Here is a 25,983-nt window from a genome sequence, read left to right on the forward strand (position 1 = left end):
GCGCTTTTATTGCGTTAGCTTCTACGATAAACGACCAGACTGCACGCCCACAGATGGTTGAACCAACCCTCCAACCCTGTGGGATTTTCCATGATCAACCGTCGAACACTGCTGTCCTTGTTGGGCCTGGCCTCTCTTGCTCTATACGGCCCGTCGGCCAGCGCCGCCGAACCGCTGACCCTCACTGTGGGTGACCAGTTCTTCTCCAACCGTATCGTGCTGGAGCTGTCGGGCGAGCTGAAAGACCTGCCTTACAAAATCGACTTCAAACGCTTCAACACCGGTTCCCCGGTGGCCTCGGCCGTGGCCAGCGGTGCGCTGGATGTGGGCATCGTCGGCGATACCCCGGTGATCAGCCTGGCCGCCAATGGCGCGCCGGTCAAAGTGGTCGCCAGCACCCAGACCAGCCTCGACGGCGTGGGCATCGTGGCGCGCAAGGGCATTCAGTCGGTGGCCGACCTCAAGGGCAAGACCGTCGCCATCTGGAACGGCTCATGGAGCCAGCAGTTGGCGTACAAGGCGCTGGATGAAGCCGGAGTGCCGCGCAGCAGCGTTCACTTTAAATTCCTGCTGCCGGCCGAGGCCAGCCTGGCGCTGACCCAGGGCGACATCGACGCCTTCGGCACCTGGGAACCCTACGTGTCGCTGCAGGAAAAAGAAGGCAGCACCCTGATCCGCAACGCCAAGGGCCTGATGAGCGCACCGACGTACATCGTCGCCTACGAGCCGGCCCTGGCGCAGAAAAGCGCGATCATCAAGGACTTCATCGCCCGCCTGACCCGCGCCCGGGTGTGGAGCAACACCCACGTTGATGAATACGCCGAAGCCTGGTCCAAGGCCAACCAGTCGGCACCGGAAATCGCCAAGGTGTGGTTCAAGCGCGACGCGATCAAGGTGCTGCCGATTTCGCCGACGATCATCAGTGAGGCCCAGGCCACGGCGGATTTTTTGGTGGATGCACAGATGTTGAAACAGCGGTATGACGTGGCGCCGTTGTTTGATCGGGTGCTTTAAACGCGGGGGAAATAAGCGCTCACAGTATCCACGGGCTGTTTGTACAGGTGCTGAACTAGGATTTTTTACTCCGGCGCTCACCGGAAACAAAATTCCACTGGCATCGACAAGGAGTAGCCAGTAGGCTACAAGTGATACTGTGACTAATTCAATCGGCAGGACGCCGGAGTTTGATACATGGCTCGACGGTATGCGGGATATTTGGGGGAAAACGGCGATTCTTGCTCGCTTGGACCGGGCGGAGGAAAACAATTTTGGGGATTGTGAATCCGTAGGTGACGGCCTGAGTGAGATGCGTGTGTTTGTCGGGCCCGGCTACAGGATGTATTTCGTGCGTACGGGAGTCACTGCCTACCTGATGTTGTGGGGGAGCGATAAAACCGACCAGAAAAGAGGAATCAAGCGGGCTAAAGAGATTCTTGATGCCCTGAGAGGTAGATGAAATGAGCGAATCGAAATTCAAACCCGAGGACATGCCGATCCTCGATCTGGATACGTCCGGCACCCGCGTCTATGAAGCGTCGCGCTTCCTCGACAGCCCGGAAACCATCAGTGCGTATCTGGCGCAAAGCATGAAGTCTCAAGACCCGCAGGTACTGATGAAGGCGCTCGCCGAGGTTGCCAAGGCCCAAGGAGTGAACAAAGTGGCGGAAGCGGCTGGGGTGAATCGGGAGAGCCTTTACAAAACCCTGAAGGGTGGCTCGAAGACGCGCTATGAAACGATCCAGAAGCTGATGCTGGCGCTAGGGGTTGAGCTGACTGTGCGGCCGATTGCAGGAGCGAGCAAGCCCGCCCCTACAAAAATCTGAATCAGCGCACCAGGCACGGCTGCTTGTTGTTGAAGCGCCACCCCGGAATCAAAAACTGCATCGCCACGCTGTCATCCCGCGCGCCAAGCCCCATGCCTTTGTACACCTCATGGGCCTTGGCGACCGCGTCCATGTCGATCTCCACCCCCAGGCCAGGCTTGCTCGGCACTTTTACATAACCCCCTTCGATTTTCAGCGGCGCCTTGGTCAGGTGCTGGCCGTCCTGCCAGATCCAGTGGGTGTCGATGGCGGTGATGTCGCCCGGTGCTGCGGCGGCGACCTGGGTGAACATCGCCAGGGAAATGTCGAAGTGGTTGTTGGAGTGCGAGCCCCAGGTCAGACCCCATTCATGGCACATCTGCGCAACGCGTACCGAGCCCTGCATCGTCCAGAAGTGTGGGTCGGCGAGGGGGATGTCGACGGATTGCAGCTGGATCGCGTGGCCCATTTCGCGCCAGTCGGTGGCGATCATGTTGGTGGCGGTTTTCAGGCCGGTGGCACGGCGGAATTCAGCCATGACTTCGCGGCCCGAGTAGCCGTTTTCGGCACCGCAGGGGTCTTCGGCGTAGGCGAGCACGTGGTGCTGGTCGCGGCACAGGCGGATGGCTTCTTTCAATGACCAGGCGCCGTTCGGGTCGAGGGTGATGCGCGCATCCGGGAAGCGTTCGGCCAGGGCGGTGACGGCTTCGATTTCTTCGTCGCCGCTCAGTACGCCTCCCTTGAGCTTGAAGTCATTGAAACCGTACTTGGCTTTGGCGGCTTCGGCCAGGCGCACCACGGCGTCGGCCGTCAGGGCGGTTTCGTGGCGCAGGCGGAACCACTCATCGTTGCTGTCGGCTTCGTTGCGGTAGGCCAGGTCTGTGGCACTGCGGTCGCCGACATAAAACAGATAGCCGAGCATTTTTACCGCGTCGCGTTGCTGCCCTTCACCGAGCAAGGCGGCCACCGGGACTTCGAGGAATTGGCCCAGCAGGTCGAGCAGCGCCGCTTCCATGGCGGTGACGGCATGGATGGTGATGCGCAGGTCAAAGGTCTGCAAACCACGACCCGCCGCGTCGCGGGAGGCAAAAGTGCTGCGCATCTGGTTGAGGATGCGCTGGTACTGGCCGATGGGTTGGCCGATCACCAGGCTGCGGGCGTCTTCCAGGGTTTCGCGGATGCGTTCGCCACCGGGCACTTCACCCACGCCGGTGTTGCCGGAACTGTCCTTGAGGATGACGATATTGCGTGTGAAGTACGGGCCGTGGGCGCCGCTGAGGTTGAGCAACATGCTGTCGTGGCCGGCGACGGGGATGACCTGGAAGTGAGTAACGACGGGCGTAGTCATGGCAAGTTCCTGAATAGTCTTAAAGAGGTTTGCTGAGGGCGGCGCGGGTGGGCACGGCGCTCGGTGAAGCCAGCGCGGCAGAGGGCGCGGTCTTGGCGAAAAACACCAGGATTGCGGCGAGCACCGACGTGCCGGCCAGGCCATAGAGGCCGCCCTGGATCGAGCCGGTGGTCTGTTCCAGGAAGCCGAACGTGGTGGGTGCAACAAAACCGCCCAGGTTGCCGATAGAGTTGATCAACGCGATCACGGCGGCGGCGATACGCACATCCAGGTAGCCCTGGGGAATCGGCCAGAACAGCGACGATGCCGACTTGAAGCCGATTGCCGCAAAGCAGATCGCCACAAAGGCAAAGATCGGCCCGCCCGTGGTGGACATGAACATGCCCGCTGCCGCAATCAACAGCGCTGCCGCCACCCAGGCCTGCTGGAACTTGAACTTGCCCGACAACGAGGCGAAGGCGTACATGGCGATGATCGAGATCAGCCAGGGGATCGAGTTGAAGAAACCGACCTGCACATCACTGAGGTCACCCATCTTCTTGATGATGCTCGGCAGCCAGAAAGTGGCGGCGTAGATCGTCAGTTGGATGCAGAAATACAGCGCGCAGAACAGCAGAATCTGGCGGTCCTTGAGCAGCTTGCCGAGGGTCGGCTTGACGCTGGTGAGGGCCTCACGGTCGCGCTGTTCCTGGTCGATGGCATTGACCAGCGCGTCCTGCTCTTCGCGGCTCATCCACTTGGCGTCGTGGGGTTTGGAGTCGAGCCAGAACCACACAAAGAAGCCAATCACTACCGAGGCCAAGCCTTCAATGGCGAACATCCATTGCCAGCCGTGGAAGCCAAAGCCTTCGATCTGCAACAGCACGCCGGAAAGCGGGCCGGAAATCAGCGATGCAACCGCCGAGCCGCTCAGGAAGATCGCAATGGCTTTACCGCGCTCCACGCCGGGCAGCCAGCGGGTGAAGTAGTAGATCACCCCAGGAAAGAAGCCGGCCTCGGCCACGCCTAGCAGGAAACGCAGGATGTAGAAGTGGGTTTCGTTCTGGATGAACGCCATCAGCGTGGCGACAATGCCCCAGGTGAACATGATGCGGGTCAGCCAGATACGCGCGCCGACCTTTTGCAGCAGCATGTTGGAGGGCACTTCGAAGAGGGCATAGCCGATGAAGAACAGCCCGGCGCCGAAGCCATAGGCGGCTGCGCCGATGCCCAGGTCATGCTCCATGTGCGTGCGCACAAAGCCGATGTTGACCCGGTCGATGTAGTTGAGGATGAACATGATCACGAACAGTGGGAGCACATGGCGCTTCACTTTGCTCACGGCGCGCGCGAGGACGGGATCACTTTCGGGTGCGGCAGATACATGGATTGAATTGGTCACAATTCAAAACTCCCCCTGATTATTTTTATGCGGGTTTGCGTGTTTTGTTGATAGACATCATACAAGTTGTTTTTTTCAGGTCGCAATGGGGGTGATGATGTTTTTGTGTTTATAAGCAGGTTTATCGAGCGTTTATTAGGTTCTAAGGGGTGTTCGAGGCTGGATATTTGCGAAGGTCGGCAAAACGATTGATATTGGTTGTCATACAAGTTGAGGTCTTCTGCTTCACACGACATGCTGTGTAGGAGCGAGCTTGCTCGCGAAAAACGTCAACGATAACGCGGGCACCCTGGATGAACGCGGCGTGCTCAGGTTTTTCGCGAGCAAGCTCGCTCCTACAGGGTGTTAAGCTCGCACCCGCTAACTCTGTGGATTCGTCACTATGCCCATTGAACATGGACCCGCTGTCCGTAAACGCTCCACCAACCTGGCCCAGGGCGTGGTCGATGCGTTGACCCAGCGCATCCTGCTCGGTCAATTAAAACCCGGCGAAAAACTGCCCTCGGAATCCACCATCGTGCTTGAGCACGGCGTGAGTCGAACCGTCGTGCGCGAAGCGATCTCCAAGTTGCAGGCGTCGGGACTGGTCGAGACCCGCCACGGCATCGGCACCTTTGTGCTGGCGCAACAGGCGCAGCAGGGCTTGCGCCTGCATGTGGACACGGTCGCCAGCGTGCGCAACATGCTCGAACTGCGCCTGGGTCTGGAAGTGCAAGCCGTCGCACTGGCCGCCGTGCGCCGCACCGACCAACAACTGGCCCATATGCGCCAGGCACTCGACGACTACCAGGCTTCCCTGGCCAACAACGACAGCTGCGTGGAAGAAGACAAGCGCTTTCACCAACTGATCGCCGAGGCCACCGGCAATACCTTCTTCAGCGAAATCATGCTGCACCTGGGCAATGCGATGATCCCGCGTACCCAGGTGAAAGGCGATGAACGTGGCGGCGCCGACTTTGCCAAGCTCGGCCAGTTGGCCAACCTGGAACATGAAGCAATCTTCAACGCGATCAAACGCCAGGACCCGGACGCCGCCCGCGCCGCCATGGTGTTGCACCTGACCAACAGCCGGGACCGTTTTTCGGGGGAGCAGGGGCGTTGAACGAACACACCTTATCCCTGCGCCTGGAGCGCGTCGCCGCCAACGTACCGACGGGCGCGCGCCTGGCCGATATCGGCTCCGATCACGGTTATTTGCCGGTGGCGCTGATGCGTCGCGGCCTGATCACGGCGGCAGTGGCGGGGGAGGTCGCGATCACGCCCTTTCATGCGGCACAACGTACCGTGCGCGACAACGGCCTGGAGCGGCAGATCAGCGTGCGCCTGGCTGATGGTTTGACGGCCATGAAGCCCGATGACGGCATCACCGCGATCAGCGTCTGCGGCATGGGCGGCGAGACTATCCGTGACATTCTCGAAAGCGGTAAGCGGCACCTGAGCGGCCAGGAACGATTGATCCTGCAACCCAATGGTGGCGAGCAACCGCTGCGCCAATGGCTGATGGACAACGGTTACTCGATCCTCAGTGAAGAGCTGCTGCGGGAGAACCGCTTCTACTACGAAATCATCGTCGCTGAGCGCGCAGAGGCGGTGGTTTACACCGCTGAACAACTGTACTTTGGCCCGCTGCAAATGCAGGCGCGCAGCCCAGTGTTTATCGCCAAGTGGCAACGTATGCTGCGCCAAAAACACAAGACCCTGGCCAGCTTCGAGCACGCTCGGCAAGCGGTGCCGGAAGAGAAGCGAAAAGAGATCGCGCAGCAGACCAGATGGATTACCGCGCTACTGGCCTGATACCCCTTCATTCAAACCTGATGACCTAGGACACCCACCATGGCCGACGCCACCGACCCCACCTTCTACGACCGCGCCGACGCGCACATCGACCTGTCGAACGAGCAACTCCAGGCTCACGAAAACCTCGGCCAGGTCAGCGCCTCGATGATGTTCGGCACCACGCGCTTCAATGCCTGGGCCAGCGCACGCAACTTCAAGTCCGGCGCGGAAATGGCCGATGCGCGGGAGGCGATGTTGAAGTACTTCTGCGACCAGTACCGGATGATGCTTGAGGATAATCTGGACGATCACATCAATAATTTTGACCGGTACATGTCGACCCGATAGGCCACTGTTACAGGTCTGCACAGGCCTTGAGTGCTTTTGCCCCATTTTCGCGCACGCTACGTTCTCGATTGCTCCCCGCGCCGCCTATCTCGGGCGCGCTGACAGCGGCCCGTATCTTGCTAGTGCCAAGCTAATCAATGACATGGCATTTTGCCGTCAGTCATTTCAAGGCTTCACCCCGCGGTGCACCGCGTGGGTCGTTTTTGGGGAGTGGTCGGACATGCACAGCCTTTTGTCACCGGGTATTCGCCTGCTGGGGCGTTTCGGCTTTGCGCGCAAGTTCCAGATCCTGTTCTTCCTGTTCATGCTGCCCCTGGCGGGTAGCCTGTGGATGATCGGCTCGGACTATCGCGACAAATTGACCGTGATTTCCAGCGAGCAGTCCGGCGTCCGGCAACTGTTGGCCCTGGATGCGCTGGATGGCCAGTTGACGGCCCAGCGCAACCTGGCCGCGCGCTGGAAGGCGGCGGACATCCTGCACGCGCCGACCCCGGCGGCGAAGGCGGCGATGGACAAGGTGGATGCCAATTTCCCGGTGATCCTGCAAAGCCTGCAAGCCCTGGGCGATTCGCTCAAAGCCCAGAATGCCAGTGCCGATATCCTCGCGCGCTTCGAGGCGTTGCAGGCGACAGTCAAGGGCATGGACTCCCAATCCCTGCGCACCGTGGGCTGGTGGCCGGACGGTTACGACCGTTTCACCTCGGCCCTGACCGCGATGCAGACCCTTCGCGAGCAGATCACCCTCGACGCCGGGTTGATCCTCGACCCGTGGCTGGAAACCTACCTGCTGATGCAGATGTCCACCCAGCACACCCCCGACCTGATCGAGCGTATTGGCCGCATGGCCAGTGTCGGCCAGTCGTCCATCGCTTCGGGGCAGTTCACCCTGCAAAGCCGTTTGCAGATGCGTGACCTGCGCAGTCGCATCGGCGATGCGCGGGACCAATTGGTCAAGGCCGCGGCCTCGCTCAAGGCCAAGCAGTATGCCGGTCTGGAGCCATGGACGGCGCAGTACGACAGCAGCCTGCAACGCCTGGACAACGAACTCAAAGTGCTCGACGACGGCGTATTCGGCGGCACCATCAAACTCGATACAGCGGCTTTCGAAACCAGTGTCGACGGCGTGCTCGACAGCCTGGGCGCGCTGCGTAACCAATCGCTCAATTCGCTGGATGCGCGCCTGGGCCACTACCGTGATCGCTCACTGCAGAAGTTCGTCCCGGTGGCGGCGACCTTCAGCCTGTTGGCGTTGGCTGCGTTGTACCTGTTCATCTGCCTGCAAGCTTCGATCCGCCGCAGCGCCAGTGGCATCACCACCCTGGCTGAGTCGCTGCGCGACGGCAACCTGTGCGTCGAGGTGGCGGTGGAAGGGCGCGACGAGCTCGCGGCCATCAGCACCGCGCTGAACGTGGCGGTGGTGCAGTTGCGCACCAGCCTGTTGGGAGTCAATCACGAGACGCAACAACTGGGGGCGGCGGTGCTGACCCTCAACTCCCAGTCGGGTAGCACCCTCACCGAAGTCGAAGACCAGCAACAGCAAATCAGCCAGATTGCCGCCGCCGCCACCCAATTGGCCGCGACGTCCCTGGGCGTCGCCAAAAGCTGCGAACAAGCCTCGGGCAGCGCCCAGCAGACCCGACGCATCGCCGAAGACAGCAGTCGCGACAGCCAGCGCACCACGGCCAGTATCCAGCAACTCAACCTGCGCCTGACCGACACCGCCGATGCGCTGGAGCAGGTCAGCCAGCAAGGCCAGCAGATTCAATCGGTGGTCGACACCATCCGTGGCATTGCCGAACAGACCAACCTGCTGGCGCTCAACGCCGCCATCGAAGCCGCCCGTGCCGGTGAGCAGGGCCGCGGGTTTGCCGTGGTGGCCGATGAAGTGCGCAGCCTGTCGCAACGCACTCAGGCGTCCACCGCGCAGATTGCCGGCACGGTCGACAGCCTGCGCGCCACGGTCAGCCAGGCGGTCACGTTGATGGGCGCCGCGTGTGAACAGGCCCTGACGGATGCTGAATCCGTCACCGGGCTGGGCACACGCCTGGGCGAGATTGCCGGTGCGGTCCAACACGTCACCGACACCCTGGCGCAGATCGCCACTGCTGTTGAAGAACAAGCGGCGACGGCGGATGAAGTGAGCGGCAATATCCAGCAAGTGGACCAGGCGGCAGGGCGTTTGCTTGACGGCGCGCGGGCAGTGAATCGGGCGGCCGACACCTTGAGCAAGGGCAGCCAGGCATTGAGCGATAACACCGCACGGTTTCGCCTGGGCTGAGCAGGTTTTTGTGGTCAGCAAACTTCCTATGGTGAGCCCGCTCGCCACAGGAAGCCCGATCACCACAACAAGCTCCCCCCACCACAGGAACCTTCGGCTTCTACAGGGCTCACTTACTAGGTCGCTCTGTTTCGTCGCCGAAAGGACTCCGCATGACTTCAGCCCCGCCAACAACCCTCCCGCACGGCCCCGTCACCCGCGAACTCAGCCTGCGCGCCGTCATCACCGGCAGTGTCCTCGGCATCCTGCTCACGCCGTCCAATGTCTACGCCGGGTTGAAAATCGGTTGGTCGTTCAACATGTCGATCATCGCGCTGCTGATCGGCTACGCCATCTTTCAAGGCGTGGCCAAGCGTTCCACCGACCTCCTGCCGTGGACCTTGCACGAAAGCAACATCAACCAGACCGTCGCCTCAGCCGCCGCTTCAATCATTTCCGGCGGACTGGTAGCGCCGATCCCGGCCTATACCTTGCTGACGGGCAACCAGTTGGACGCTATCCCCATGATTGCCTGGGTGTTCTCGGTGAGTTTCCTGGGCATCTGGATCGCCTGGTATCTACGGCCCTCGTTGCTGAATGACAAGGCACTGAAATTCCCCGAGGGCATGGCCACCCTGGAGACCTTGCTGCACATCTACAACCATGGGCGCGAAGCCGCGACGCGCTTGAAGGTGCTGCTCAGCGCCGCGTTGCTCTCCGGGCTGGTCAAGTGGGTCGATACCTTTATGTGGGCCTTCCCGCGCTGGTCGCCCAGCGCCCAGTTGGAGCGCCTGACCTTCACCGCCGACCCTTCGCTGTTGCTAGTGGGCTTTGGCGGCATCATTGGTATTCGCGTGGGCCTGACCCTGCTGCTCGGCGCCTTGCTCGCCTGGGGTGGCCTGGGCCCCTGGTTGTTGGCGCAACACCTGGTGACCTTGCCGGTGGGCAGCAGCGGCCCGCAGTTCGCCGCGCTGGTGGAGTGGTTGCTGTGGCCGGGCGTAAGCCTGATGGTGTGTTCCACCTTGGCCTCGCTGGCGATTCGTTTGTGGGCCTTGTACCGATCAACCGACGCCAGCGGCGGTTCGACTTGGACAGTGCCCAAGCCGGGGCCGGCAGCCGGTTTTGTATTGTCGATCGTGCTGGTGGTGAGCCTGCAGGCAGCGCTATTTGGCATCAATCTCGGTATGGCCTTGCTCACCATTCCATTGGCGATCTGCCTCGCCGCCGTCGCCGCGCGCGTGGTGGGTGCCACCGGCATTCCGCCTATCGGCGCCATTGGGCAACTGTCCCAGCTGAGCTTCGGCATCGTCGCGCCGGGGCAGGTGCCGATCAACCTGATGAGCGCCAACACGGCCGGTGGTTCGGCCGGGCAGTGCACCGACTTGATGAATGATTTCAAGGTGGGCAAGGCCATTGGTGCCACGCCGCATAAGCAGGTGATCGCGCAGATCCTGGGGATTTTCATCGGCAGTGTCGTTGGCGTCTTCGCCTACCTGGCGTTGATCCCGGATCCGCAAACCATGCTGCTCACCGAAGAGTGGCCGGCCCCGGCGGTCGCTACCTGGAAAGCCGTGGCGCAAACCCTCACCCATGGCTTGGATTCACTGTCCACCAGCATCCGCTGGGCAATTGCCATCGGCGGCTTGGTCGGTGTTCTGCTGGGTGTGGCGGACAGCCTCTTGCCTGCCCATCGCGCCCGCTTCCTCCCGAGTGCCGCAGCCCTGGGCCTGGCCTTTGTGCTGCCGGCCTCGGTCTCGCTGATGATGGCCCTGGGCGCCATACTGACCTGGCTGCTGAGCTGCCGCTGGCCGAGCCTCACCGAGCGCTTTGCGATTACCGCCGCCGCTGGCTTGATTGCGGGGGAGAGCATCACCGGCGTAGGGGCTTCACTGTGGTCGATGGTGCACTGAAGCGTGGCTCGGCAGTTGCCGAGCCAGCCGCCATGGCCTCAGGCGATCTTCACATTCATGGTGATCCTGGCGGTAAACACCTTCACTTCGCCCTCATCAAAAATATCCACCGGCACGATCTTGTCCCCCGCGGTGGACCAATCAATGCCGCTGCCATCCGCCACGGCGCGGATGTTCGACTTGGCCTTCGCCAGGTACTCCACGGTCATGCCCTTCGGAATCCACTTGGCGCCTTGGGGGATCGACACGTCCGTCATCGTCCCACCGGCCAGCTCGGCGGCGTTGCACAGGGCGATGGCATGCACCGAGGCCAGGTGATTGGTGATTTCCTTGCGAAACGGCACGTTGACCACGGCATGCCCTGGACGCAGTTCGGCGATTTGCGGGTTGATGGTGCTGAAGTAGGGCGCCACCTGGCAGGCCATTTGGCTGAACGCTTCGGGGCCTGCGCTGTTGAACATGTTGAGAAACTGGCTCATGGATAATCCTCCTGACAATGATTACAGAATAATATTCTGTAACGGAACAATATTCCGTAAAATCCAGCCATGTCAAGCCGTGCCTTCTCTGCGGGCGGCTGTACCTTTAGACTCCGTACATTTGGCGAGCCACTTCATGCACGCACCTGATCTGATCGAGCGCACCTTCCCGGGCCGGCGCAGCGACCTCAAGCGCAGCATCCTGCGCGAGGCCCTGGCCAGCTTTAACGACGTGGGTATTGAAGCGACGAATATCGAAACCATCCGCGCGCGGTGCGAGACCAGTGTGGGCGCGATCTACCATCATTTCGGCAACAAGGAAGGCATCGTCGCCGCGCTGTTTTTTGCCGCGCTGGAAGATCAGGCCGCCTTGCGAGAGCAGCACCTCAAGCAGGCGCAAACCGCCCAGGCTGGCGTGGAAGCACTGGTGCGCAGTTATGTGGAGTGGGTGGATGCGCAACCCGAATGGGCGCGTTTTATGTTCCAGAGCCGTTTCGCCGTGGCCAACGGCCCGCACAAGGACGAACTGCTCACCCGCAACAAGCAGCGCAATGCACAGCTGACCGAGTGGATGAGCGATGAAGGCCGCCGTGAGGCGTTCAGCCATATCCCGGCAGAACTGCTGCTGTCACTGATCATCGGCTCGGCCGAAAGCTATGCCCGTGCCTGGTTATCCGGCCGGGTCAAGCACAGCCCGAATCACTACGCCGCGTTGCTGGCGCAGGCGGCGTGGGCCTCGATCAGCCAAACGCCTCCACAATAAACGCCTCCAGCGTCGCCTCTTCGAGGATCTCCATGGAGAAATGCCCGAAGCGCTTGGGCAACCAGATAATGCGCCCCCCGGACGGCGATTGCAGGTTCTCGCGGGCCAGGGGCACGCCGTTTTCGTTCTCCGGCTGCACACCGGCGGCGATCAGCTCGTCATAGGCAATCTCGATGTCCGGCGTGGTGTAGCAATGGCGGTAAATCATGCCTTCGCCGTGGGCGTCCAACAGTTCGCGCAGGTTGCCGGCGATTGGCTGGACCAGCATGAAGCGTTCTTGCCCCATCAGCACCACGGCATAGCGCACATGCAGGCCGCCGCGCTCCCACACGAACGTCTTGGAGATGCGTGCCTTGAGAATGCGTGCGTAATAGGCACAGGCTTCTTCAAGGTTTTCGACCAGTATGTCGACGTGGCTGAATTTCAGATCCATGGTGTGCCTCCTCTCGAACCGATCCCCATGGTAACCACGGCGTCCGTCACGTAGAAAATTATTTGTCGGCACTCCCGAAGGCTGGCGTAGTCTGTTTCCAAGACATTCCTCTCGCCCTGCGGAGCCTTCAATGATCATCGTCCACCACCTCAACAACTCACGCTCGCAACGCATCCTGTGGCTGCTCGAAGAACTCGGCCTGCCCTACGAGATCAAGCGCTACCAACGCGACCCGAAAACCAACCTCGCCCCGCCGGAGCTCAAGGCGATCAACCCGCTGGGCAAATCCCCGGTGATCGAAGACGGCGGCCTGGTGCTGATCGAGTCCGCCGCCATCATCGACTACCTGATCCGCCGCCACGGCCAGGGTCGTCTGCAACCGGACCCCGCCAGCGCCACCTACGATCACTACGTGCAGTGGCTGCACTTTGCCGAAGGCTCGGCCATAGTTGCCGTTGATGCTCAACCTCTACGTCGGCCGCCTGGGCGAGGCAGGCGCGCCGTTGCATCCGCGTATCGAATCGGAAGTCGCCAACTACCTCGGTTACCTGAACGACGTGCTCGCGGGCAAAGCCTACCTGCTTGGCGATGAGCTGAGCGGCGCAGACATCCAGATGAGTTTTATCGGTGAAATCGCCAGGGCCCAGGGCAAGTTGCAGGCCTACCCGAACCTGGCGGCGTGGGTGGAGAAATTCCAGGCGCGACCTGCGTATCGCAAGGCGGTGGAGCAGGGCGGGACGTATGCGTTTGCCAAGTGATTAACGCTGCTGCAACGCCACCTTTAGCCCCAGCCCCATAAACAGCGTGCCGATGATTTTGCCTTCCCAGCGCCGCAGTTTGGACAGCCCCTTGATGCCTCGGCTCAAGGGGCGGATGGCGAGGGCGAGCAGGCTGGTGTACACCGCGCTGAGCACCGAGAAGATCAGGCCCAGCACCGCGAACTGTACCAGCGACGAGCCGGATTCCGGGTGGACGAATTGCGGCAGGAACGCCAGGAAGAAAATCGCGGTCTTCGGGTTGAGCACCTCGGCGCCCACCGCCTGGAAAAATGCCTGGCGCGGGGTGACGGCAGGCAAGGTCAGCCCCGCCTGTGTGCCGGTCTTGGCCATGAACGCGCGTATGCCCAGGTAGATCAGGTAGGCCGCACCGGCCCACTTCACCGCGTTGAACGCCGTGGCCGAGGTCATCAGGATCGCCGACAACCCCAACGCCGCGCCCAGGGTATGCAGCAGGTCGCCGCACGCCACGCCCAGCCCGGTTGCTACGCCGACCTTGCGCCCGCCTTGCACGGTGCGGGTGATCACCAGCAACACAGAGGGGCCTGGAATCAGAAACAGGCCAATCACTACGGCGACATAGGTGATGAGGGAGGCGAGTTCAAACATGGCGGACGCTCTCGAAATAGGGCACGGCCCCCAGTTATCCTCAAGTGAATGGCGTTTACAACTGTTAACGGATTGAACGGCGCAATCGCTATAGGCTTTGGGGTGTCTGCCCTGGAGCCCATCGCCATGAACCTGCGAGCCGTCACTGCCACGTTGTTTGCCTTTGTCCTGTTGCTGCCGTCACCGGCCGAGGCCGCGACGCCTATCACCCATGTCGCCATCTACCGGGGCCCGGCGGGTTGTGACGACTGTTCCGAAAATGTGGCGAACGCCCTGCAACGACTCAATCCCAACTATCACATCGATTTTGTGGGCGCAGATGAGTCGATCGACATCACGCCGCAAACCCTGGCGCGCTATGACCTCTACGTGCAACCCGGCGGCGGCCAGGATATCCCCGCAGCGCTGCGCAGCCTGGGTGATGCGCGCAGCGAGGCCATCCGCAGCTACGTCGCCAACGGCGGCCGCTACCTGGGCTTGTGCATGGGCGCCTACCTGGCGGATGACAACAACCTCGGCCTGATCCCCCAGGACCTCGACGGCGAAGCCGGCCGCCCCGGTTTCGAAGTGCCCGGCATCGCCGACGCCGCGGTGCAGGTCACGTGGGCGGGCAAGCCTGACCACGTCTTCTTCCAGGACGGCCCCTACTTTCCGAAAGGGTCGTACAAAACCATCGCCACCTACCGCAACGGAGACGTCGCGGCGGCGCGGTATACCTATGAAAAGGGCGTGGTGGTGCTGAGCGGCCCGCACCCTGAGGCCAGCCGGGAGTGGTTTGAAAATGCCGAGATCCCGCTGAGCAAAATGCCCGAGGGTGATCTGTTTGGTTCGTTGGTCCGCAGCTTTTGAAGCCTCTCGTTCTTAGAACGATTGCCCTTCAAAACGCTTCAACGAAAACGACGACAGATCCAACTCGCTCTCGCCCTTCACGCACCACTGCGCAAACGCCTCACCCAATGCCGCCGAATGCTTGAAGCCATGCCCCGAACACGGCGACACCACCAAGGTGTGCTGCAGCCTCGGGTGCCGGTCGATGATGAAATGATGGTCCGGCGTCACCGTGTAGGCGCACACCGCCGACTTGACCACCTTGGCCGTCAGCCCGGCGATACGGCCCTGCACCTGTTGCTCGTACATCTCCCGCTCCTGGGCGGGCGAAACGGTGCGGTCCAGCGTCTGCGGCGTGGACACGGTGTGATACTGCGCCGTCGCCACTTTCAAACTGCCCTCGCCAGGTAACGCGGGGAAGCCGTAGTTGGTATGACCCTCGCCCGGCCCATGGGTAAAAATGAACGTAGGAGACGCGCCGACCAGCGCCGCATCCGGCTCCGTTTCGAACCAGAACAGCTGCTGACGATAGACCTTGAGCAACCGATCAAACGGCGCCCCCAGCAAACCCCCCGCCCAGTTGCCCGCGCTGACCACCAGCTTGTCGGCCTGCAAGGTGCGCTGGTCAGTGGTCACCGTGACGCCTTGTTCATCCGAACTGATGTGGGTCACGGTTTCGCCTGTGTAAAACGTCGCGCCCTGTTGCTCGGCCAGGCGCAGTTGCACCTCGATGCAACGCTCGGGCCGCACAAACCCGCCGCCCGGTTCGTAATAGCCGATGGCGCTGTCGGCCACCTGGGCAAATTGGGGGAAGCGCTGGCGAATCTGCGCCGCGTCCAGCACCTCATGCTCGATACCGTAGGTTTGCGCCAGGCCGATGGTACGCAGGGTGAAGTCGGTTTCATCGCTTGGGTCGAAATCCTCACGGGAGGTGAGCACCAGCAACCCCGACTGTTCGAACAGCGACTCCCCCGACAGCGCCTCCAACTCCCGCCAGATGCGATGCGAATTGCGTACGATGGGCACGTACTGCGCGCCTTCACCCACCGACAACCGCGTGATCCGCGTATCGCCATGGCTGGAGCCAAACGTGTGGGGCGGGTGATGACGGTCGATACCGGCGACCTTTACACCGGCCTTGGCCAGTTGGTACACCGTGGCGGCACCCATGGCGCCCAAGCCGATGACCAGCGATTCATAACGTTCCAATGTCGATACTCGCTAGAGGGGAGGCCACATAGTTGAGTGCAGCCACGGCTAAAACACAAGGGTCCAATCAGCCTGTGGTTGCGCGAAACGGCCGGAATGCCTTCCACAGTTCCTCGGCAAAAATCTGCGGCTGTTCAAACGCCGCAAAATGCCCGCCCTTGTCCACAGCATTCCAATAGAACAGGTTGGCCCATGCCGCTTCTGCCCACGCCCGTGGCGGCTTGAAGGTTTCGGCGGGGAAAATGCTCGCGCCCATCGGCACCTGGATAAGCTCCACGCCGCCGCGCGACGACGAGAAGAAGTCCGCGCCACGAATGGTCGCGCCCACGCCTTCCCAATACAGGCGCGCGCTGGACGTGCCGGTGCCGGTGAACCAGTACAACGAGATGTCATCGAGCATCTGGTCGCGGGTGAGGGCGTCTTCGGGACGGCCGTTGTTGTCGGTCCACTCCCAGAACTTTTCATACATCCACGTGGCCAGGGCCACCGGCGAATCGTTCAGGGCATAGCCGATGGTTTGCGGGCGGGTGTTCATCTGGTTGGCGTAGCCGGCCTTGTCGCTGACGTAACGCTCGATGTCTTCAAGGGCCTGGCGCTCTTCTTCGGTGGGGTGGGCGGGTAATTGCGCCGGCACCACCATCGGCAAATTGACGTGCGCCGCCTTTAACCCCTCGGGTGCCTGGCCGGCCAACGCGGTGGTGATGGCCGCGCCCCAGTCGCCGCCCTGGGCCACCCAGTGCTTGTAACCCAACCGCTGCGTCATCAGCACCGCCCAGGCCCGGGCGATGCGCGCCGGGTTCCAGCCTTGCTCGGTGGGTTTATCGGAAAAACCGTAGCCGGGAATCGCCGGCACCACCACATGAAACGCATCTTCAGCCTTGCCGCCGAACGCCATCGGATCGGTGAGGCGCTCGATCACATTCAGGAACTCCAGCACCGAGCCGGGCCAACCGTGGGTCAGCAGGATTGGCGTAGCGTTCGGGTGCGGCGAGCGTGCGTGAATGAAGTAAATACCCACGCCGTCGATCCGCGTGCGGAACTGCGGGAAGCTGTTCAAGCGCGCTTCAAACGTGCGCCAGTCATAACCGTTGAGCCAGTAGTCCACCAGCGACTTCGCGGCATCCAACGGCACACCTTGGGACCAGTCCTCCACCAACTCCTGATCGGGCCAACGGGCCAGGCGCAAACGCAGTTGCAAATCCTCGATGGCGGCCTGGGGCACGTGCACCTCAAACGGGGTGACGGCCTCTGTGGTTGGCGGCAATACCAAGGGGCGATGGGCGGAAAAATCGAATGTCGCGGGCATTTCTGTCTCCAGGGTTCAATGGTTTGTAACGACCGCTACAAAATAGCCTGAGCAGAAATCCCTCGTCAATGATATTGTATCGGCCGATACAGAATCGGCAGATGACCCATGGCGAGAAAAATTGCGTTTGATTACGACCAGGCCGTCGAGAAGGCCAAGGTGTTGTTCTGGCAGCGCGGCTACGTCGCCACCGGCCTGCGTGACTTGCTCAAGGTCATGGACATCGGCGAAAGCTCCTTTTACAACTCGCTCAAGAGCAAGAAGCAGCTGTACCTGGCCTGCGTGCAACGCTACGAAGATGACGTGGTGGCGCGGCGCCTGGAAGCCCTGGTGTCGGCGCCTACGGCCGCCGAGGGCATCCGCGCATTTTTCAGCGTGATTCTTGATGACCTGGAAGGCGCACAGATGCCATCGCCCCTGTGCATGGTGGCCGCGATGGTGACGGACGTGGTGTTGTCAGACCCGGAGTTGCGCGAGCGCGCCGAGCAGGGGTTGGAAGCGGTGCGCGGCATCATGGCCGAGCGCCTGGGCGAAGATCAGGCCCAGGGCCTTCTCCCAGCCGCCCTCGACCCACAAGTGACCGCCTCGGTGATCCTCACCTATCTGCAAGGCCTGTGGCGCATGGCGCTGGTGAAGTTCGAGCGACCTGGCTTCGAACACCAGGTCGACACGTTTTTGCAGGGGCAGGGGCTTTAGTCAGCGCACCACGTCCAGCGTCTGGATTTCATTCACGTAGTGGGTCTGGCTCGACGTCGACTCCAGCGTCAACGCGACGCCCAGGTCTTCGATAAACGCGCGATTGGACGAATAACCGTCCTGCTCGCAAGTCAACCGAATGGCATCGCCCGTCAGCGACGCAAACACCTGACGCGCCGGGAAGCGCTCGCCCACCTTGCAGGTCAAGGTGGTTTCGAGCGGTTTGTCGGTAGGCTTGACCGGCACATTGGCCATCTTCAGGTGTGCACTCAGGGTCTGGCCCGGCGCCCAGCTCGTCGGCAGTTTCACCTCGGCCTCGCGGGTCTGCAGCACCTGGCCTTCGCCCACGCCGTTCATTTTCGATTTCAACTGGATCAGATCCGCCAGCATCAAACGGTCCACATTGAAGGCGGCGCCGTAGGCTTCGTTCTTCACCAGCAAACCGCCCTCGGCCTTGAAGCGGATGGTGATCGGCGCGTCTTTGCCCGCGGCGTTCTTCGACAGGTAGCTGTAGTTCAACGTCTTGAACTTGGGCTGCAACAGCGGTGCGTCGAGGCTCTGGAGTACATTGGGCGGCACGGGCACATCGGCCAGATTGGTGTCGGCCACGGTGCGCGGGTAGTCCACCGGCGCGATGTCCGGCCGCAACAGCGCCAGCAGCCCGGCATTCACGCCGCCCTGCACCGAACAGCTCACACGGGAATGCTTGCCCTCCGGCTCCACGATCAGCACCCGCTCCACATTGCGCAGCCCCGGTGCCTTGCCCGGCATCGGCTTGATCGCCTGCCAACTGTTGCCCACCTTCAACTCGCTGCGCGTGTATTGGCCGTCGCCTTTTTGCAGGGCCGCCGGTTGATCCAGCAACGCCGCCACGCGCGGGGCGACTTCATCAATCGTGCCGTCCACCGTGAAGCCCCAGAAGTAATACAGGCCCAACGGGCCAAGATCGCTGACCTCATCGTTGTAGGACAGCAGCTTCAAGCCCGCGATGGCCGGCGCACTCACCGGCACTGCCGAGGCCTTGGGTTCGGTGCGGTCGCGCACCGCGATCCAGGTGAAGTCCTTTTGCTGCTTGAGCGGCGCATAGGCCTGCCAGGCGTCGCGATGGGTGTTCAGGCGGCTGAAGAACGTCTCGTCACAACGGGTGAAGGCCTTGAGCGTGTCGACCAACGCGGCGTCGTCGGCCTGGGCAAAGGAAGGCGCCAGCAGGGCAGACGCGAGCAGGGCAGCGGAAAACGGCAACTTCATGGGACAGGACTTCCTTATCGGCAGGCGAGGAACAGGGCGGGGGCATTATCCAGCAGTTGGGTGTCAGTCTCTAGTTGGCTGAGCGCATCAGGCGCAAACGCCAGTTACCGCCGTGCTGGGCGTGGCAGGCTTCTTCAGAATCCAGGTGAACGCAACGCGCCAATTGAACGGGCGGGATCTGGGCGTCGTGCAGGGCGGTGGCGGTCAACTCGCGGATACGCACATCCAGCCCCGTCGCCACGGCCTGCGCCTGGCTGGCGCGGGTGTCGAAGACCCAGGTGATGCGCAGGCTGCCTGGGAAGTCGGCGTAATTGACCGTGTGGGTCAGCCATTCAAACCCTGGGATTTCGGCTTTGGCGGTTTCGCAGGCGTCGGTGAGCGCGGCGACAAGGCGGCGTTCGATGCGGGTGCTGTCGCGTTTTGATGAACTCACAGAGAGCTCCGTAAGAAGGCAGGTGCCGCAGATTAACAGGGCGCGCGCTACGCCTGAACCCTAAGCGCACGGATGATAAACGCATGCAGACTGTTGACCGCCTTGGACCCGCGAGAGTCTCGACTGCGCAGAATCGACACCTCCATCGGTTCAATACTCCCCAATCCTTGTTCGCTACCCAAGACCTGCAGTGACGGCTGCACCGTGCACTGAGTGATCGCGGCAATCGCGAGCCCGCCCTCGACCGCCGCCACTTGGCCGGCGAGGCTGGAGCTGTTGTACACCACCTTGAACTGACGCCCCTGCTGGGCCAGTGAATTCACCGCATACCGCCGTGCCAGGCTGGCGCTTTCGTACACGGCGATTGGCACCGGGTCCCGGCGCCACAGTTCGAACTGAGGCGAGCCCACCCACACCATCGGCTCCTTGAACAGAAAGGTGCCACTGTGCGGCGAGTCCCTGGACACTAGCGCCAGATCAAGATCACCGCTGCGCACCCGTGGGATCAGGGCGGTGGACTGTTCACAGGTCAACTCGATGTCCACACCGGCGTAGCGCGGCGCAAAACGCTTGAGCACCGGCGTGAGGTACTTGGCCGCATAGTCTTCCGCGACCCCAAGGCGGATGCGCCCGGTCAAGGTTTCGCCATGAAACGCTGCCTGGGTCTCGGCGTGCAGGGCGAGCATGCGACGCGCATAACCCAGCAGCGTCTGGCCGTCATCGGTCAACTGCAGATGCCTCGGGCCACGGTTCAACAAGGGCCGTCCCAGCGCGGCTTCCAATTTCTTCATCTGCATGCTGACGGCAGACTGCGACCGGTTCACCTCATGGGCCGCGCCCGACAGCGAACCGGCGTCCACCACTGCCACAAAGCACTTGAGCCAATCGATCTGCAAATCACTGGAAGGCATGCGGGTTATCTCTATTCGTTAATCGAATGGCTGCGGCGTGAATTATGCGCTTTTCATGATAGCCGTTCGCTCGCAGGATGCAGGCTTGAATCCACCGTTGCCGGACCTGATCATGCCCTTCGAGACTTGGTTACTCTACTTTTTCACCTGCTGCGGCATCGCCGTAGTGCCAGGCCCCAATGCGTTGCTGGTGCTGACCCATGGCGCGCTCCACGGCAGCCGCAAAACCCTGTTCACCATCAGCGGTGGCGTGCTCGGCTTTGCCATGGTGCTGACGCTGTGCGCGTTGGGCCTGGGCGCACTGATCCAGGCTTCGGCCACCTGGTTCATGGCCTTGAAAGTGGCCGGCGGGCTTTATCTGATCTGGCTGGGTTTCGGCCTGTGGCGCTCGGCCCCCGTCAGCCTTGATGCGACCGGCACGGTGAGCCAGCGACACTGGTCGCTGTTTCGCCAAGGGTGGGTATCGGCCCTGTCAAACCCCAAGGCCTTGTTGCTGTTCACCGCGTTTATTCCGCCATTCCTCGACCCACACAGAAACCTCATCGCGCAGACCGCCGCCATTGCGCTGACCTACGCCGTCGTCGAGTTTGTCGTTGAATACACCGTGGCCAGCGCCGCGCATCGGGTTCGGCCTTGGTTGGCGCGAACCGGGCGGCGGTTCAACAAAGTCTGCGGTGGGTTCTTTGTTCTGTTTGGGTTGGCGTTACCCATTCACAGCTGAGGGCAATGGCACTGGCGTCAGTCCTTGCGACCTTCGCACACCGCCTTCAAGCCCAGCACGGTAGTGGGCGTCTGGCCGATATGTGTGGTGGTACTCACCACCATGTTGGCGCCGCTGTCGCCTTCCAGGTGATACGGCTTGCCGTCGCAGACTTTCGCGGCCTTCTGGTTGATGTTCTCAAGCAGGCCTTCCCGGGAATTGAAGATGCTGCCATGGCTGGTGATCATGTATTCGCCCGGCGCGACTTCATTGGCGCCGGTGAACGTGCAGCCGGTCAAGGCCGAGGAGATGCATCCGAGCAGCAGGAGTTTTTTCACGTCCATGTTCTCAAGTAGGGGGGGAAGGCCGGGAAGTCTACAGCAATGCCAAGCTGTTTTTGCGGTTGCATCTGCGACCCCAACGTCAGCAACAACAAAGATCAACTGTAGGAGCTGGCTTGCCTGCGAAAGCGGAGTCTCAGACAAGCATAAATCTGCTGACAGGCCGCTCTCCCAGCCTAGCCAAAGCCCAAGCAACACCACCACCGAACGTCTGCCCCTAGCGCGTGGTCACAGCTTTGCTGATAACCTGCTAATAGCTCAATGCCATTCCCTTGGTAGTCCCATGAAAACCCTACGCACCGCCTTCCCGGCCGCTTTCCCCCTTGGCGTTTCCCGTGAATCGGAAACCGCCCTGTCGGACATCGAATTCCTGCACCGCATCAGCCTCGACCTGATCGGCGAGCAAGACCTCGAAGCCCTCTACGGCAAGATCGTCGACGCCGCCGTGTCCATCACCGGCTCGCAGTTCGGCACCATGCAGTTGCTGTGCCCTCAGGGCCATCCCTCCGGCCACGGCGGTGAACTGCAACTGCTGTGCTCGCGCGGTCTGCCACCGGAAGCAGTCGGGTTCTGGCAATGGGTGAGCCCAATGGCCTACAGCAGTTGCACCATGGCCCTGCAAATGGGGCAGCGCGCCATCATCCCCGACTTCGAAGAGTGGGTGGACATTGCCGGCACCGAAGACCTGATCGCCTTCCGCCGCGCGGGCATCCGTTCCGCCCAAACCACGCCGCTGCGCTCCCGCGATGGTCGCCTGCTCGGCATGATTTCCACCCACTGGAGCACGCCGCACCAGCCGTCCGAGCGCGACCTGCGTCTGCTCGACATCCTCGCCCGCCAAGCCGCCGACCTGCTGGAACGCACCATCGCCGACGAGGCCCTGCGCGACGCCGAAGCCAAACTGCGTGCCCTCAACGAAACACTGGAGCAGCGTGTAGCCGAACGCACCGCCCTGCTCATGCAGGCCGAAGAAAAACTGCGCCAATCACAAAAAATGGAAGCCGTCGGCCAACTCACCGGCGGCCTGGCCCACGACTTCAACAACTTGCTCGCCGGCATCTCCGGCGCGCTCGAACTGATGAACCGCCGCATCACCCAAGGCCGCCTGGCCGACGTCGACAAATACATGGTCGCCGCCCAAGGCTCGGCCAAACGCGCCGCCGTCCTCACCCAGCGCCTGCTGGCCTTCTCGCGCCGGCAAACCCTGGAACCGCGCGCCACCAACGTCAACACCCTGATGTACGGCATGGCCGAACTCATCCAACGCACCGCCGGCCCCGGCATCCAGATCGAAACCACCGGCGCCCCTGACGCCTGGACCGCCTTCGTCGACGTCAGCCAACTGGAAAATGCCCTGCTCAACCTGTGCATCAACGCCCGCGACGCTATGCCCCAAGGCGGCCGCATCCAACTGCAAACCAGCAACCACTGGCTCGACGCCACTGCCGCCCGCGCCTACGACCTGGCCGAAGGCCCCTACCTGCGCCTGAGCGTCACCGACACCGGCACCGGCATGTCCCCCGAAGTCATGGCCCACGTATTCGAACCCTTCTTCACCACCAAACCCATCGGCCAAGGCACCGGCCTGGGCCTGTCCATGATCTACGGCTTCGCCCAACAATCCGGCGGCCAAGTGCACCTGCACTCCACCGAAGGCGAAGGAACCTGCGTGTCCCTCTACCTCCCACGCCACCACGGCGCCGCGCCGGGTGATGAACTGGCCCCAGGGCAAGTGGATATCGAAGTCGCCCAACACGGCGAAACCGTGCTGTTGGTGGACGACGAGTCCACTGTGCGCATGCTGCTCGCCGACGTCCTGGGCGAACTGGGTTACACCGTGATCGAAGCTGCTGACAGCGCGGCGGGGCTGAAGCTGTTGAGGTCGGATGTGCATATTGATTTGCTGGTGACGGATGTGGGGTTGCCGGGGGGGATGAATGGGCGGCAGATGGCGGAGGCGGGGATGGAGCTGCGGCCGGGGTTGAAGACGTTGTTTATTACGGGGTATGCGGAGAATGCGGTGATGGGGTATGGGCAGTTGGGCGCGGGGATGGGGGTGTTGACGAAGCCGTTTGCGGTGGAGGTGTTGGGGGGGAGGGTTAGGGAGTTGTTGGGGAGGTAGGGGCTTGCCGGTACACCTAGCACAGGGGGGTAACCATTAAGCGTAGTGAATCTAGATAGTATATTGGTATGTGAAATTGATTAATACCATTGGTTAAGTCTCCATAAAATATATAGGCGGATCGTTTTATGAAGGATTACTTCGGATGAGATAAGATGATTCTTCTGCCGAAAAATTGCACTACGCTGGCTGTAGTGTGTAAACACCTTTCGGTGGACTGAAATTTTTATTACCATCTCAGTGATCTTCCCACTCAACTTGTCGCATTGAGTCGCCTAGTGGGAATTTAGCCAGCGAGTGCGAGGTCATTATGTAGATCTAATAGACACTATGCAACTCTTTTTTCTCTAAAAGACTCATCATTGCAGCTTGGTTCCAAGATGAGCAGAATTTTACTTTTTCTAAGTCCTGAGTTACCAACAGTGTGTCATATCCGACCGTGAGGTGGCTCGCTAAACCGGTGCTTTCAAGTGCTCTCCTTACTAAAATCGCTCTAGTCGTGGTATCCAGGTATGGGCATGTAGCAGCTTCGAAGAATAGATAAGCTTTATTTGTTGATGACTTAATGTCACTCAGGTCTCTTAGTGTTTCATTGATGGATGAGTTGACCCTCGCACGAATAGTGGAGTAATTTGGGTTGTCCTTGATGTAATACAGTAAAACTATTATTTCAAAGTAAGTTAGCGTTCTTGATGAGTTGATTTCAAATATTGAGTTTAAATCTTTTGCAGATAACATGTAATCGTCGCCAAGACAGCTCGATACGATTAGCATATTTAGAGACTCTAACAGTGTGTCATCTGAGTATTGCCGTGATATCTTAGAAAATTCGCTACTTTTGAAGAAGTCCAAGCATTTGCTGAAGATTTGACTTTTGATTAAGGGGGACTCAGTAGATATGGAGTGGTCGCAAAACTCTCCAATCACAGTTGCCATCTTGCATAATTGAACTGCCCCTGAATGGCTTGGATTAACAGTAAAGAAATGGAATGATAAATCAATTATCACAATAAAAAAATCTGAAAATATAGCTAGGTTTTTATTTTCAAAATCTCTTTTTATGTTTTTTTTGCAAAATTTAAGTGAGATATTTGTTAATGCTTTTATTAAGAAGTTACAGGCCATGGTGTAAGATGAAGGGTCGTCAAGACACAGAGATTTTATTTCATTGGCAAAAGAAATTATGATGTGTTGTTTCTTCATTAATCTCTTTGGGAGAAGTTTGTGCTCGCCTTCATTTTTTTCCACGAGTTTTTCTTCTAGTTGCTTAAGTCTTGACTTGATTTCAAGCATTGTTTGAGTTTTTTTTGTTACAAATGGCCGTCTGACTTTTGCAGTTTTTGATTTGTTAAGGCTCAATTTATATTTTTTTATAATTTTATCGACGGTATTGTAAACTGTCAGAGCCTCATGGTCACTTCTTGAGAAAACGTAAATGTCATCAACATACCTTCTTATTTCATAATGTTCGCCTGCTTCTAGTTTGTCCTCCAATAATGATTTTTTAATATCGCTATCAATTTTTTGAAAAATGATTTCGGCAAAAATCCTGCTGACTTCTGGGCCAATCAAAATGCCAGAAGAGTCATTATGATTTGATGTTTTCATTAGTCTGTTAAAAACAGAGCCGAAAGTGTTTTTTACATCTGAGTTATTTTTGGAGAAGTCCTTTTCTTGATTTGACCAATTTATTGATTCAGTGTAAATGCTGTCGAAACATTTGCTAACGTCAAGAGACCAGAAAACTGAAAACTTTCTTTCAAGCCTCATGAATTCGTACGAATCAAAAAAATTATATAGTCTGCGATAACCATGATATGAAAAATATGATGTGAGATGTTTGTAGGTCATCTCGTTCGCTGTATCAACCATTTTATCATTTTTGTACTCGTTGACCCATTGCATGTTATTTTTTTTGTAATATTTGCTAGCTATTTTTTTTGGGGCTCTGATGCTGAAATCGCTAAGACTGCAGAGGTTCATTATTTTGTACTGGAACTCTTTGTAAAAGCTCACAATCTCATTTTGAGAAGCGGGATGTAGTAATGATAATTCCCGAAAAGATTCACTGTCTTTTCTTATTTTGTAAGGTAGAGGGACTGTATGTGTTGATTGATCTTTTATTATGATGCTGTCAATTAGAGCTCTAGTGGTAGGGTGTTCAACTTTTGAGTGGCCAGATGAGATTTTTAATAGATTGTATATTCCCACATTCTCGAAAACTATAGGAACCTCATAGGGGCAGGTTTCTGTTAATACGACTCGATCATAGTCGGTTTTACGTACGCGCATCATATTGTTTTTCAA

The 25,983-nt window shown here is 59.6% G+C and carries 25 protein-coding genes and 1 pseudogene; 14 read left to right on the forward strand and 12 right to left on the reverse strand.

Going from position 1 to position 25,983, the window contains the following annotated elements; all coding sequences use genetic code 11:
• Positions 1 to 90: 90 nt before the first annotated feature.
• From CI807_RS21300 to CI807_RS21310, 3 genes are all read left to right on the forward strand, one after another.
• Positions 91 to 1,014: an ABC transporter substrate-binding protein gene (locus CI807_RS21300; protein ID WP_095016090.1), complete on the forward strand. Its 924-nt coding sequence runs from the start codon at positions 91 to 93 to the stop codon at positions 1,012 to 1,014.
• Positions 1,015 to 1,153: 139 nt separating this feature from the next.
• Positions 1,154 to 1,456: a type II toxin-antitoxin system RelE/ParE family toxin gene (locus tag CI807_RS21305; protein ID WP_033901037.1), complete on the forward strand. Its 303-nt coding sequence runs from the start codon at positions 1,154 to 1,156 to the stop codon at positions 1,454 to 1,456.
• A 1-nt stretch (position 1,457) separates the two neighbouring features.
• Positions 1,458 to 1,823: an addiction module antidote protein gene (locus CI807_RS21310; protein ID WP_095016091.1), complete on the forward strand. Its 366-nt coding sequence runs from the start codon at positions 1,458 to 1,460 to the stop codon at positions 1,821 to 1,823.
• A 1-nt stretch (position 1,824) separates the two neighbouring features.
• Here the strand turns inward: CI807_RS21310 and gudD are convergent, their stop codons facing one another.
• On the reverse strand, positions 1,825 to 3,150 hold the full coding sequence (gene gudD / locus CI807_RS21315) for a glucarate dehydratase (RefSeq protein ID WP_095016092.1): 1,326 nt from the start codon (positions 3,148 to 3,150) through the stop codon (positions 1,825 to 1,827).
• 19 nt (positions 3,151 to 3,169) lie between these two features.
• Positions 3,170 to 4,531: an MFS transporter gene (locus tag CI807_RS21320; protein WP_095016093.1), complete on the reverse strand. Its 1,362-nt coding sequence runs from the start codon at positions 4,529 to 4,531 to the stop codon at positions 3,170 to 3,172.
• Positions 4,532 to 4,913: 382 nt separating this feature from the next.
• Here CI807_RS21320 and CI807_RS21325 point away from each other — a divergent pair, with 382 nt between their 5' ends.
• The 5 genes from CI807_RS21325 to CI807_RS21345 all read left to right on the forward strand — a co-directional run bounded on the left by CI807_RS21325 (position 4,914) and on the right by CI807_RS21345 (position 10,822).
• Positions 4,914 to 5,633, forward strand: a complete 720-nt coding sequence (locus CI807_RS21325; RefSeq protein WP_016976456.1) for a FadR/GntR family transcriptional regulator — start codon at positions 4,914 to 4,916, stop codon at positions 5,631 to 5,633.
• Positions 5,630 to 6,325 carry a tRNA (adenine(22)-N(1))-methyltransferase TrmK gene (locus tag CI807_RS21330; protein WP_095016094.1) on the forward strand — a complete coding sequence of 232 codons (696 nt, stop codon included), beginning with the start codon at positions 5,630 to 5,632 and terminating at the stop codon, positions 6,323 to 6,325. The genes CI807_RS21325 and CI807_RS21330 overlap by 4 nt, the downstream gene beginning before the upstream one ends.
• Before the next feature lie 39 nt (positions 6,326 to 6,364).
• On the forward strand, positions 6,365 to 6,655 hold the full coding sequence (locus CI807_RS21335; RefSeq protein WP_095016095.1) for a DUF3144 domain-containing protein: 291 nt from the start codon (positions 6,365 to 6,367) through the stop codon (positions 6,653 to 6,655).
• Positions 6,656 to 7,559: 904 nt separating this feature from the next.
• Positions 7,560 to 8,933, forward strand: coding sequence for a methyl-accepting chemotaxis protein (locus CI807_RS21340; RefSeq protein ID WP_371858014.1), 1,374 nt, complete (start codon positions 7,560 to 7,562; stop codon positions 8,931 to 8,933).
• A 152-nt stretch (positions 8,934 to 9,085) separates the two neighbouring features.
• Positions 9,086 to 10,822 (forward strand): OPT family oligopeptide transporter, encoded by a 1,737-nt coding sequence (locus CI807_RS21345; protein WP_095016097.1) that lies wholly within the window; start codon positions 9,086 to 9,088, stop codon positions 10,820 to 10,822.
• Positions 10,823 to 10,860: 38 nt separating this feature from the next.
• Here CI807_RS21345 and CI807_RS21350 read toward each other — a convergent pair whose 3' ends face one another.
• Positions 10,861 to 11,301 carry a hotdog fold domain-containing protein gene (locus CI807_RS21350; protein ID WP_016976467.1) on the reverse strand — a complete coding sequence of 147 codons (441 nt, stop codon included), beginning with the start codon at positions 11,299 to 11,301 and terminating at the stop codon, positions 10,861 to 10,863.
• A gap of 136 nt (positions 11,302 to 11,437) precedes the next feature.
• Between CI807_RS21350 and CI807_RS21355 the strand changes: the two genes are divergently transcribed.
• Complete coding sequence (locus tag CI807_RS21355; RefSeq protein WP_016976468.1) at positions 11,438 to 12,064, forward strand: TetR/AcrR family transcriptional regulator; 627 nt, start codon at positions 11,438 to 11,440, stop codon at positions 12,062 to 12,064.
• Here CI807_RS21355 and CI807_RS21360 read toward each other — a convergent pair.
• Complete coding sequence (locus CI807_RS21360) at positions 12,042 to 12,497, reverse strand: VOC family protein (RefSeq protein ID WP_016976469.1); 456 nt, start codon at positions 12,495 to 12,497, stop codon at positions 12,042 to 12,044. The two genes, CI807_RS21355 and CI807_RS21360, sit on opposite strands and share 23 nt — an antisense overlap.
• Positions 12,498 to 12,627: 130 nt before the next feature.
• Here CI807_RS21360 and CI807_RS21365 point away from each other — a divergent pair.
• Positions 12,628 to 13,255, forward strand: a pseudogene (locus CI807_RS21365) (glutathione S-transferase family protein).
• On the opposite strand, the gene CI807_RS21370 reads toward CI807_RS21365, so the two are convergent.
• Positions 13,256 to 13,882, reverse strand: coding sequence for a LysE family translocator (locus CI807_RS21370; RefSeq protein ID WP_095016098.1), 627 nt, complete (start codon positions 13,880 to 13,882; stop codon positions 13,256 to 13,258).
• Positions 13,883 to 14,008: 126 nt separating this feature from the next.
• On the opposite strand from CI807_RS21370, the gene CI807_RS21375 reads away from it, so the two are divergent.
• Entirely contained in the window at positions 14,009 to 14,731 is a 723-nt protein-coding gene (locus CI807_RS21375; RefSeq protein ID WP_095016099.1) for a BPL-N domain-containing protein, read from the forward strand.
• A 12-nt stretch (positions 14,732 to 14,743) separates the two neighbouring features.
• Here the strand turns inward: CI807_RS21375 and solA are convergent, their stop codons facing one another.
• On the reverse strand, positions 14,744 to 15,919 hold the full coding sequence (solA, locus tag CI807_RS21380; protein WP_095016100.1) for an N-methyl-L-tryptophan oxidase: 1,176 nt from the start codon (positions 15,917 to 15,919) through the stop codon (positions 14,744 to 14,746).
• A 67-nt stretch (positions 15,920 to 15,986) separates the two neighbouring features.
• Positions 15,987 to 17,225, reverse strand: coding sequence for an epoxide hydrolase family protein (locus tag CI807_RS21385; protein WP_095016101.1), 1,239 nt, complete (start codon positions 17,223 to 17,225; stop codon positions 15,987 to 15,989).
• Positions 17,226 to 17,333: 108 nt separating this feature from the next.
• Between CI807_RS21385 and CI807_RS21390 the strand changes: the two genes are divergently transcribed.
• A complete protein-coding gene (locus tag CI807_RS21390; protein ID WP_095016102.1) occupies positions 17,334 to 17,921 on the forward strand; it encodes a TetR/AcrR family transcriptional regulator in 588 nt (195 codons plus the stop codon).
• On the opposite strand, the gene CI807_RS21395 is transcribed toward CI807_RS21390, so the two are convergent.
• From CI807_RS21395 to CI807_RS21405, 3 genes are all read right to left on the reverse strand, one after another.
• Positions 17,922 to 19,169 (reverse strand): hypothetical protein, encoded by a 1,248-nt coding sequence (locus CI807_RS21395; protein WP_095016103.1) that lies wholly within the window; start codon positions 19,167 to 19,169, stop codon positions 17,922 to 17,924. It abuts the gene before it with no gap.
• Positions 19,170 to 19,239: 70 nt separating this feature from the next.
• Positions 19,240 to 19,602, reverse strand: coding sequence for a hypothetical protein (locus CI807_RS21400; protein WP_095016104.1), 363 nt, complete (start codon positions 19,600 to 19,602; stop codon positions 19,240 to 19,242).
• Between the two features lie 47 nt (positions 19,603 to 19,649).
• Positions 19,650 to 20,513, reverse strand: a complete 864-nt coding sequence (locus tag CI807_RS21405; protein ID WP_028617169.1) for a LysR family transcriptional regulator — start codon at positions 20,511 to 20,513, stop codon at positions 19,650 to 19,652.
• Positions 20,514 to 20,625: 112 nt separating this feature from the next.
• Here CI807_RS21405 and CI807_RS21410 point away from each other — a divergent pair, with 112 nt between their 5' ends.
• Complete coding sequence (locus CI807_RS21410; RefSeq protein WP_095017592.1) at positions 20,626 to 21,234, forward strand: LysE family translocator; 609 nt, start codon at positions 20,626 to 20,628, stop codon at positions 21,232 to 21,234.
• Positions 21,235 to 21,251: 17 nt separating this feature from the next.
• Here CI807_RS21410 and CI807_RS21415 read toward each other — a convergent pair whose 3' ends face one another.
• On the reverse strand, positions 21,252 to 21,551 hold the full coding sequence (locus CI807_RS21415; RefSeq protein WP_068932124.1) for a hypothetical protein: 300 nt from the start codon (positions 21,549 to 21,551) through the stop codon (positions 21,252 to 21,254).
• Positions 21,552 to 21,837: 286 nt separating this feature from the next.
• Between CI807_RS21415 and CI807_RS21420 the strand changes: the two genes are divergently transcribed.
• A complete protein-coding gene (locus CI807_RS21420; RefSeq protein ID WP_095016105.1) occupies positions 21,838 to 23,676 on the forward strand; it encodes an ATP-binding protein in 1,839 nt (612 codons plus the stop codon).
• Between the two features lie 318 nt (positions 23,677 to 23,994).
• Here the strand turns inward: CI807_RS21420 and drt3b are convergent, their stop codons facing one another.
• On the reverse strand, positions 23,995 to 25,983 hold the full coding sequence (drt3b, locus tag CI807_RS21425; RefSeq protein WP_157742057.1) for an antiviral reverse transcriptase Drt3b: 1,989 nt from the start codon (positions 25,981 to 25,983) through the stop codon (positions 23,995 to 23,997).

Origin of the sequence: Pseudomonas sp. NS1(2017) (assembly GCF_002269425.1) — a bacterium.
Taxonomy (GTDB): Bacteria; Pseudomonadota; Gammaproteobacteria; order Pseudomonadales; family Pseudomonadaceae; genus Aquipseudomonas; species Aquipseudomonas reactans.

What these genes read in the sequence shown, in the direction of transcription:
- CI807_RS21310 (WP_095016091.1), top strand. Translation starts at nt 1,458, where the DNA reads ATGAGCGAATCGAAATTCAAACCCGAGGACATGCCGATCCTCGATCTG.
- CI807_RS21355 (WP_016976468.1), top strand. Translation starts at nt 11,438, where the DNA reads ATGCACGCACCTGATCTGATCGAGCGCACCTTCCCGGGCCGGCGCAGC.
- CI807_RS21420 (WP_095016105.1), top strand. Translation starts at nt 21,838, where the DNA reads ATGAAAACCCTACGCACCGCCTTCCCGGCCGCTTTCCCCCTTGGCGTT.
- gudD (WP_095016092.1), bottom strand. Translation starts at nt 3,150, where the DNA reads ATGACTACGCCCGTCGTTACTCACTTCCAGGTCATCCCCGTCGCCGGC.
- CI807_RS21395 (WP_095016103.1), bottom strand. Translation starts at nt 19,169, where the DNA reads ATGAAGTTGCCGTTTTCCGCTGCCCTGCTCGCGTCTGCCCTGCTGGCG.
- CI807_RS21405 (WP_028617169.1), bottom strand. Translation starts at nt 20,513, where the DNA reads ATGCCTTCCAGTGATTTGCAGATCGATTGGCTCAAGTGCTTTGTGGCA.
- CI807_RS21345 (WP_095016097.1), top strand. Translation starts at nt 9,086, where the DNA reads ATGACTTCAGCCCCGCCAACAACCCTCCCGCACGGCCCCGTCACCCGC.
- CI807_RS21335 (WP_095016095.1), top strand. Translation starts at nt 6,365, where the DNA reads ATGGCCGACGCCACCGACCCCACCTTCTACGACCGCGCCGACGCGCAC.
- CI807_RS21390 (WP_095016102.1), top strand. Translation starts at nt 17,334, where the DNA reads ATGGCGAGAAAAATTGCGTTTGATTACGACCAGGCCGTCGAGAAGGCC.
- CI807_RS21340 (WP_371858014.1), top strand. Translation starts at nt 7,560, where the DNA reads ATGCGTGACCTGCGCAGTCGCATCGGCGATGCGCGGGACCAATTGGTC.
- CI807_RS21370 (WP_095016098.1), bottom strand. Translation starts at nt 13,882, where the DNA reads ATGTTTGAACTCGCCTCCCTCATCACCTATGTCGCCGTAGTGATTGGC.
- CI807_RS21300 (WP_095016090.1), top strand. Translation starts at nt 91, where the DNA reads ATGATCAACCGTCGAACACTGCTGTCCTTGTTGGGCCTGGCCTCTCTT.
- CI807_RS21385 (WP_095016101.1), bottom strand. Translation starts at nt 17,225, where the DNA reads ATGCCCGCGACATTCGATTTTTCCGCCCATCGCCCCTTGGTATTGCCG.
- CI807_RS21360 (WP_016976469.1), bottom strand. Translation starts at nt 12,497, where the DNA reads ATGGATCTGAAATTCAGCCACGTCGACATACTGGTCGAAAACCTTGAA.
- CI807_RS21325 (WP_016976456.1), top strand. Translation starts at nt 4,914, where the DNA reads ATGCCCATTGAACATGGACCCGCTGTCCGTAAACGCTCCACCAACCTG.
- CI807_RS21350 (WP_016976467.1), bottom strand. Translation starts at nt 11,301, where the DNA reads ATGAGCCAGTTTCTCAACATGTTCAACAGCGCAGGCCCCGAAGCGTTC.
- CI807_RS21375 (WP_095016099.1), top strand. Translation starts at nt 14,009, where the DNA reads ATGAACCTGCGAGCCGTCACTGCCACGTTGTTTGCCTTTGTCCTGTTG.
- CI807_RS21410 (WP_095017592.1), top strand. Translation starts at nt 20,626, where the DNA reads ATGCCCTTCGAGACTTGGTTACTCTACTTTTTCACCTGCTGCGGCATC.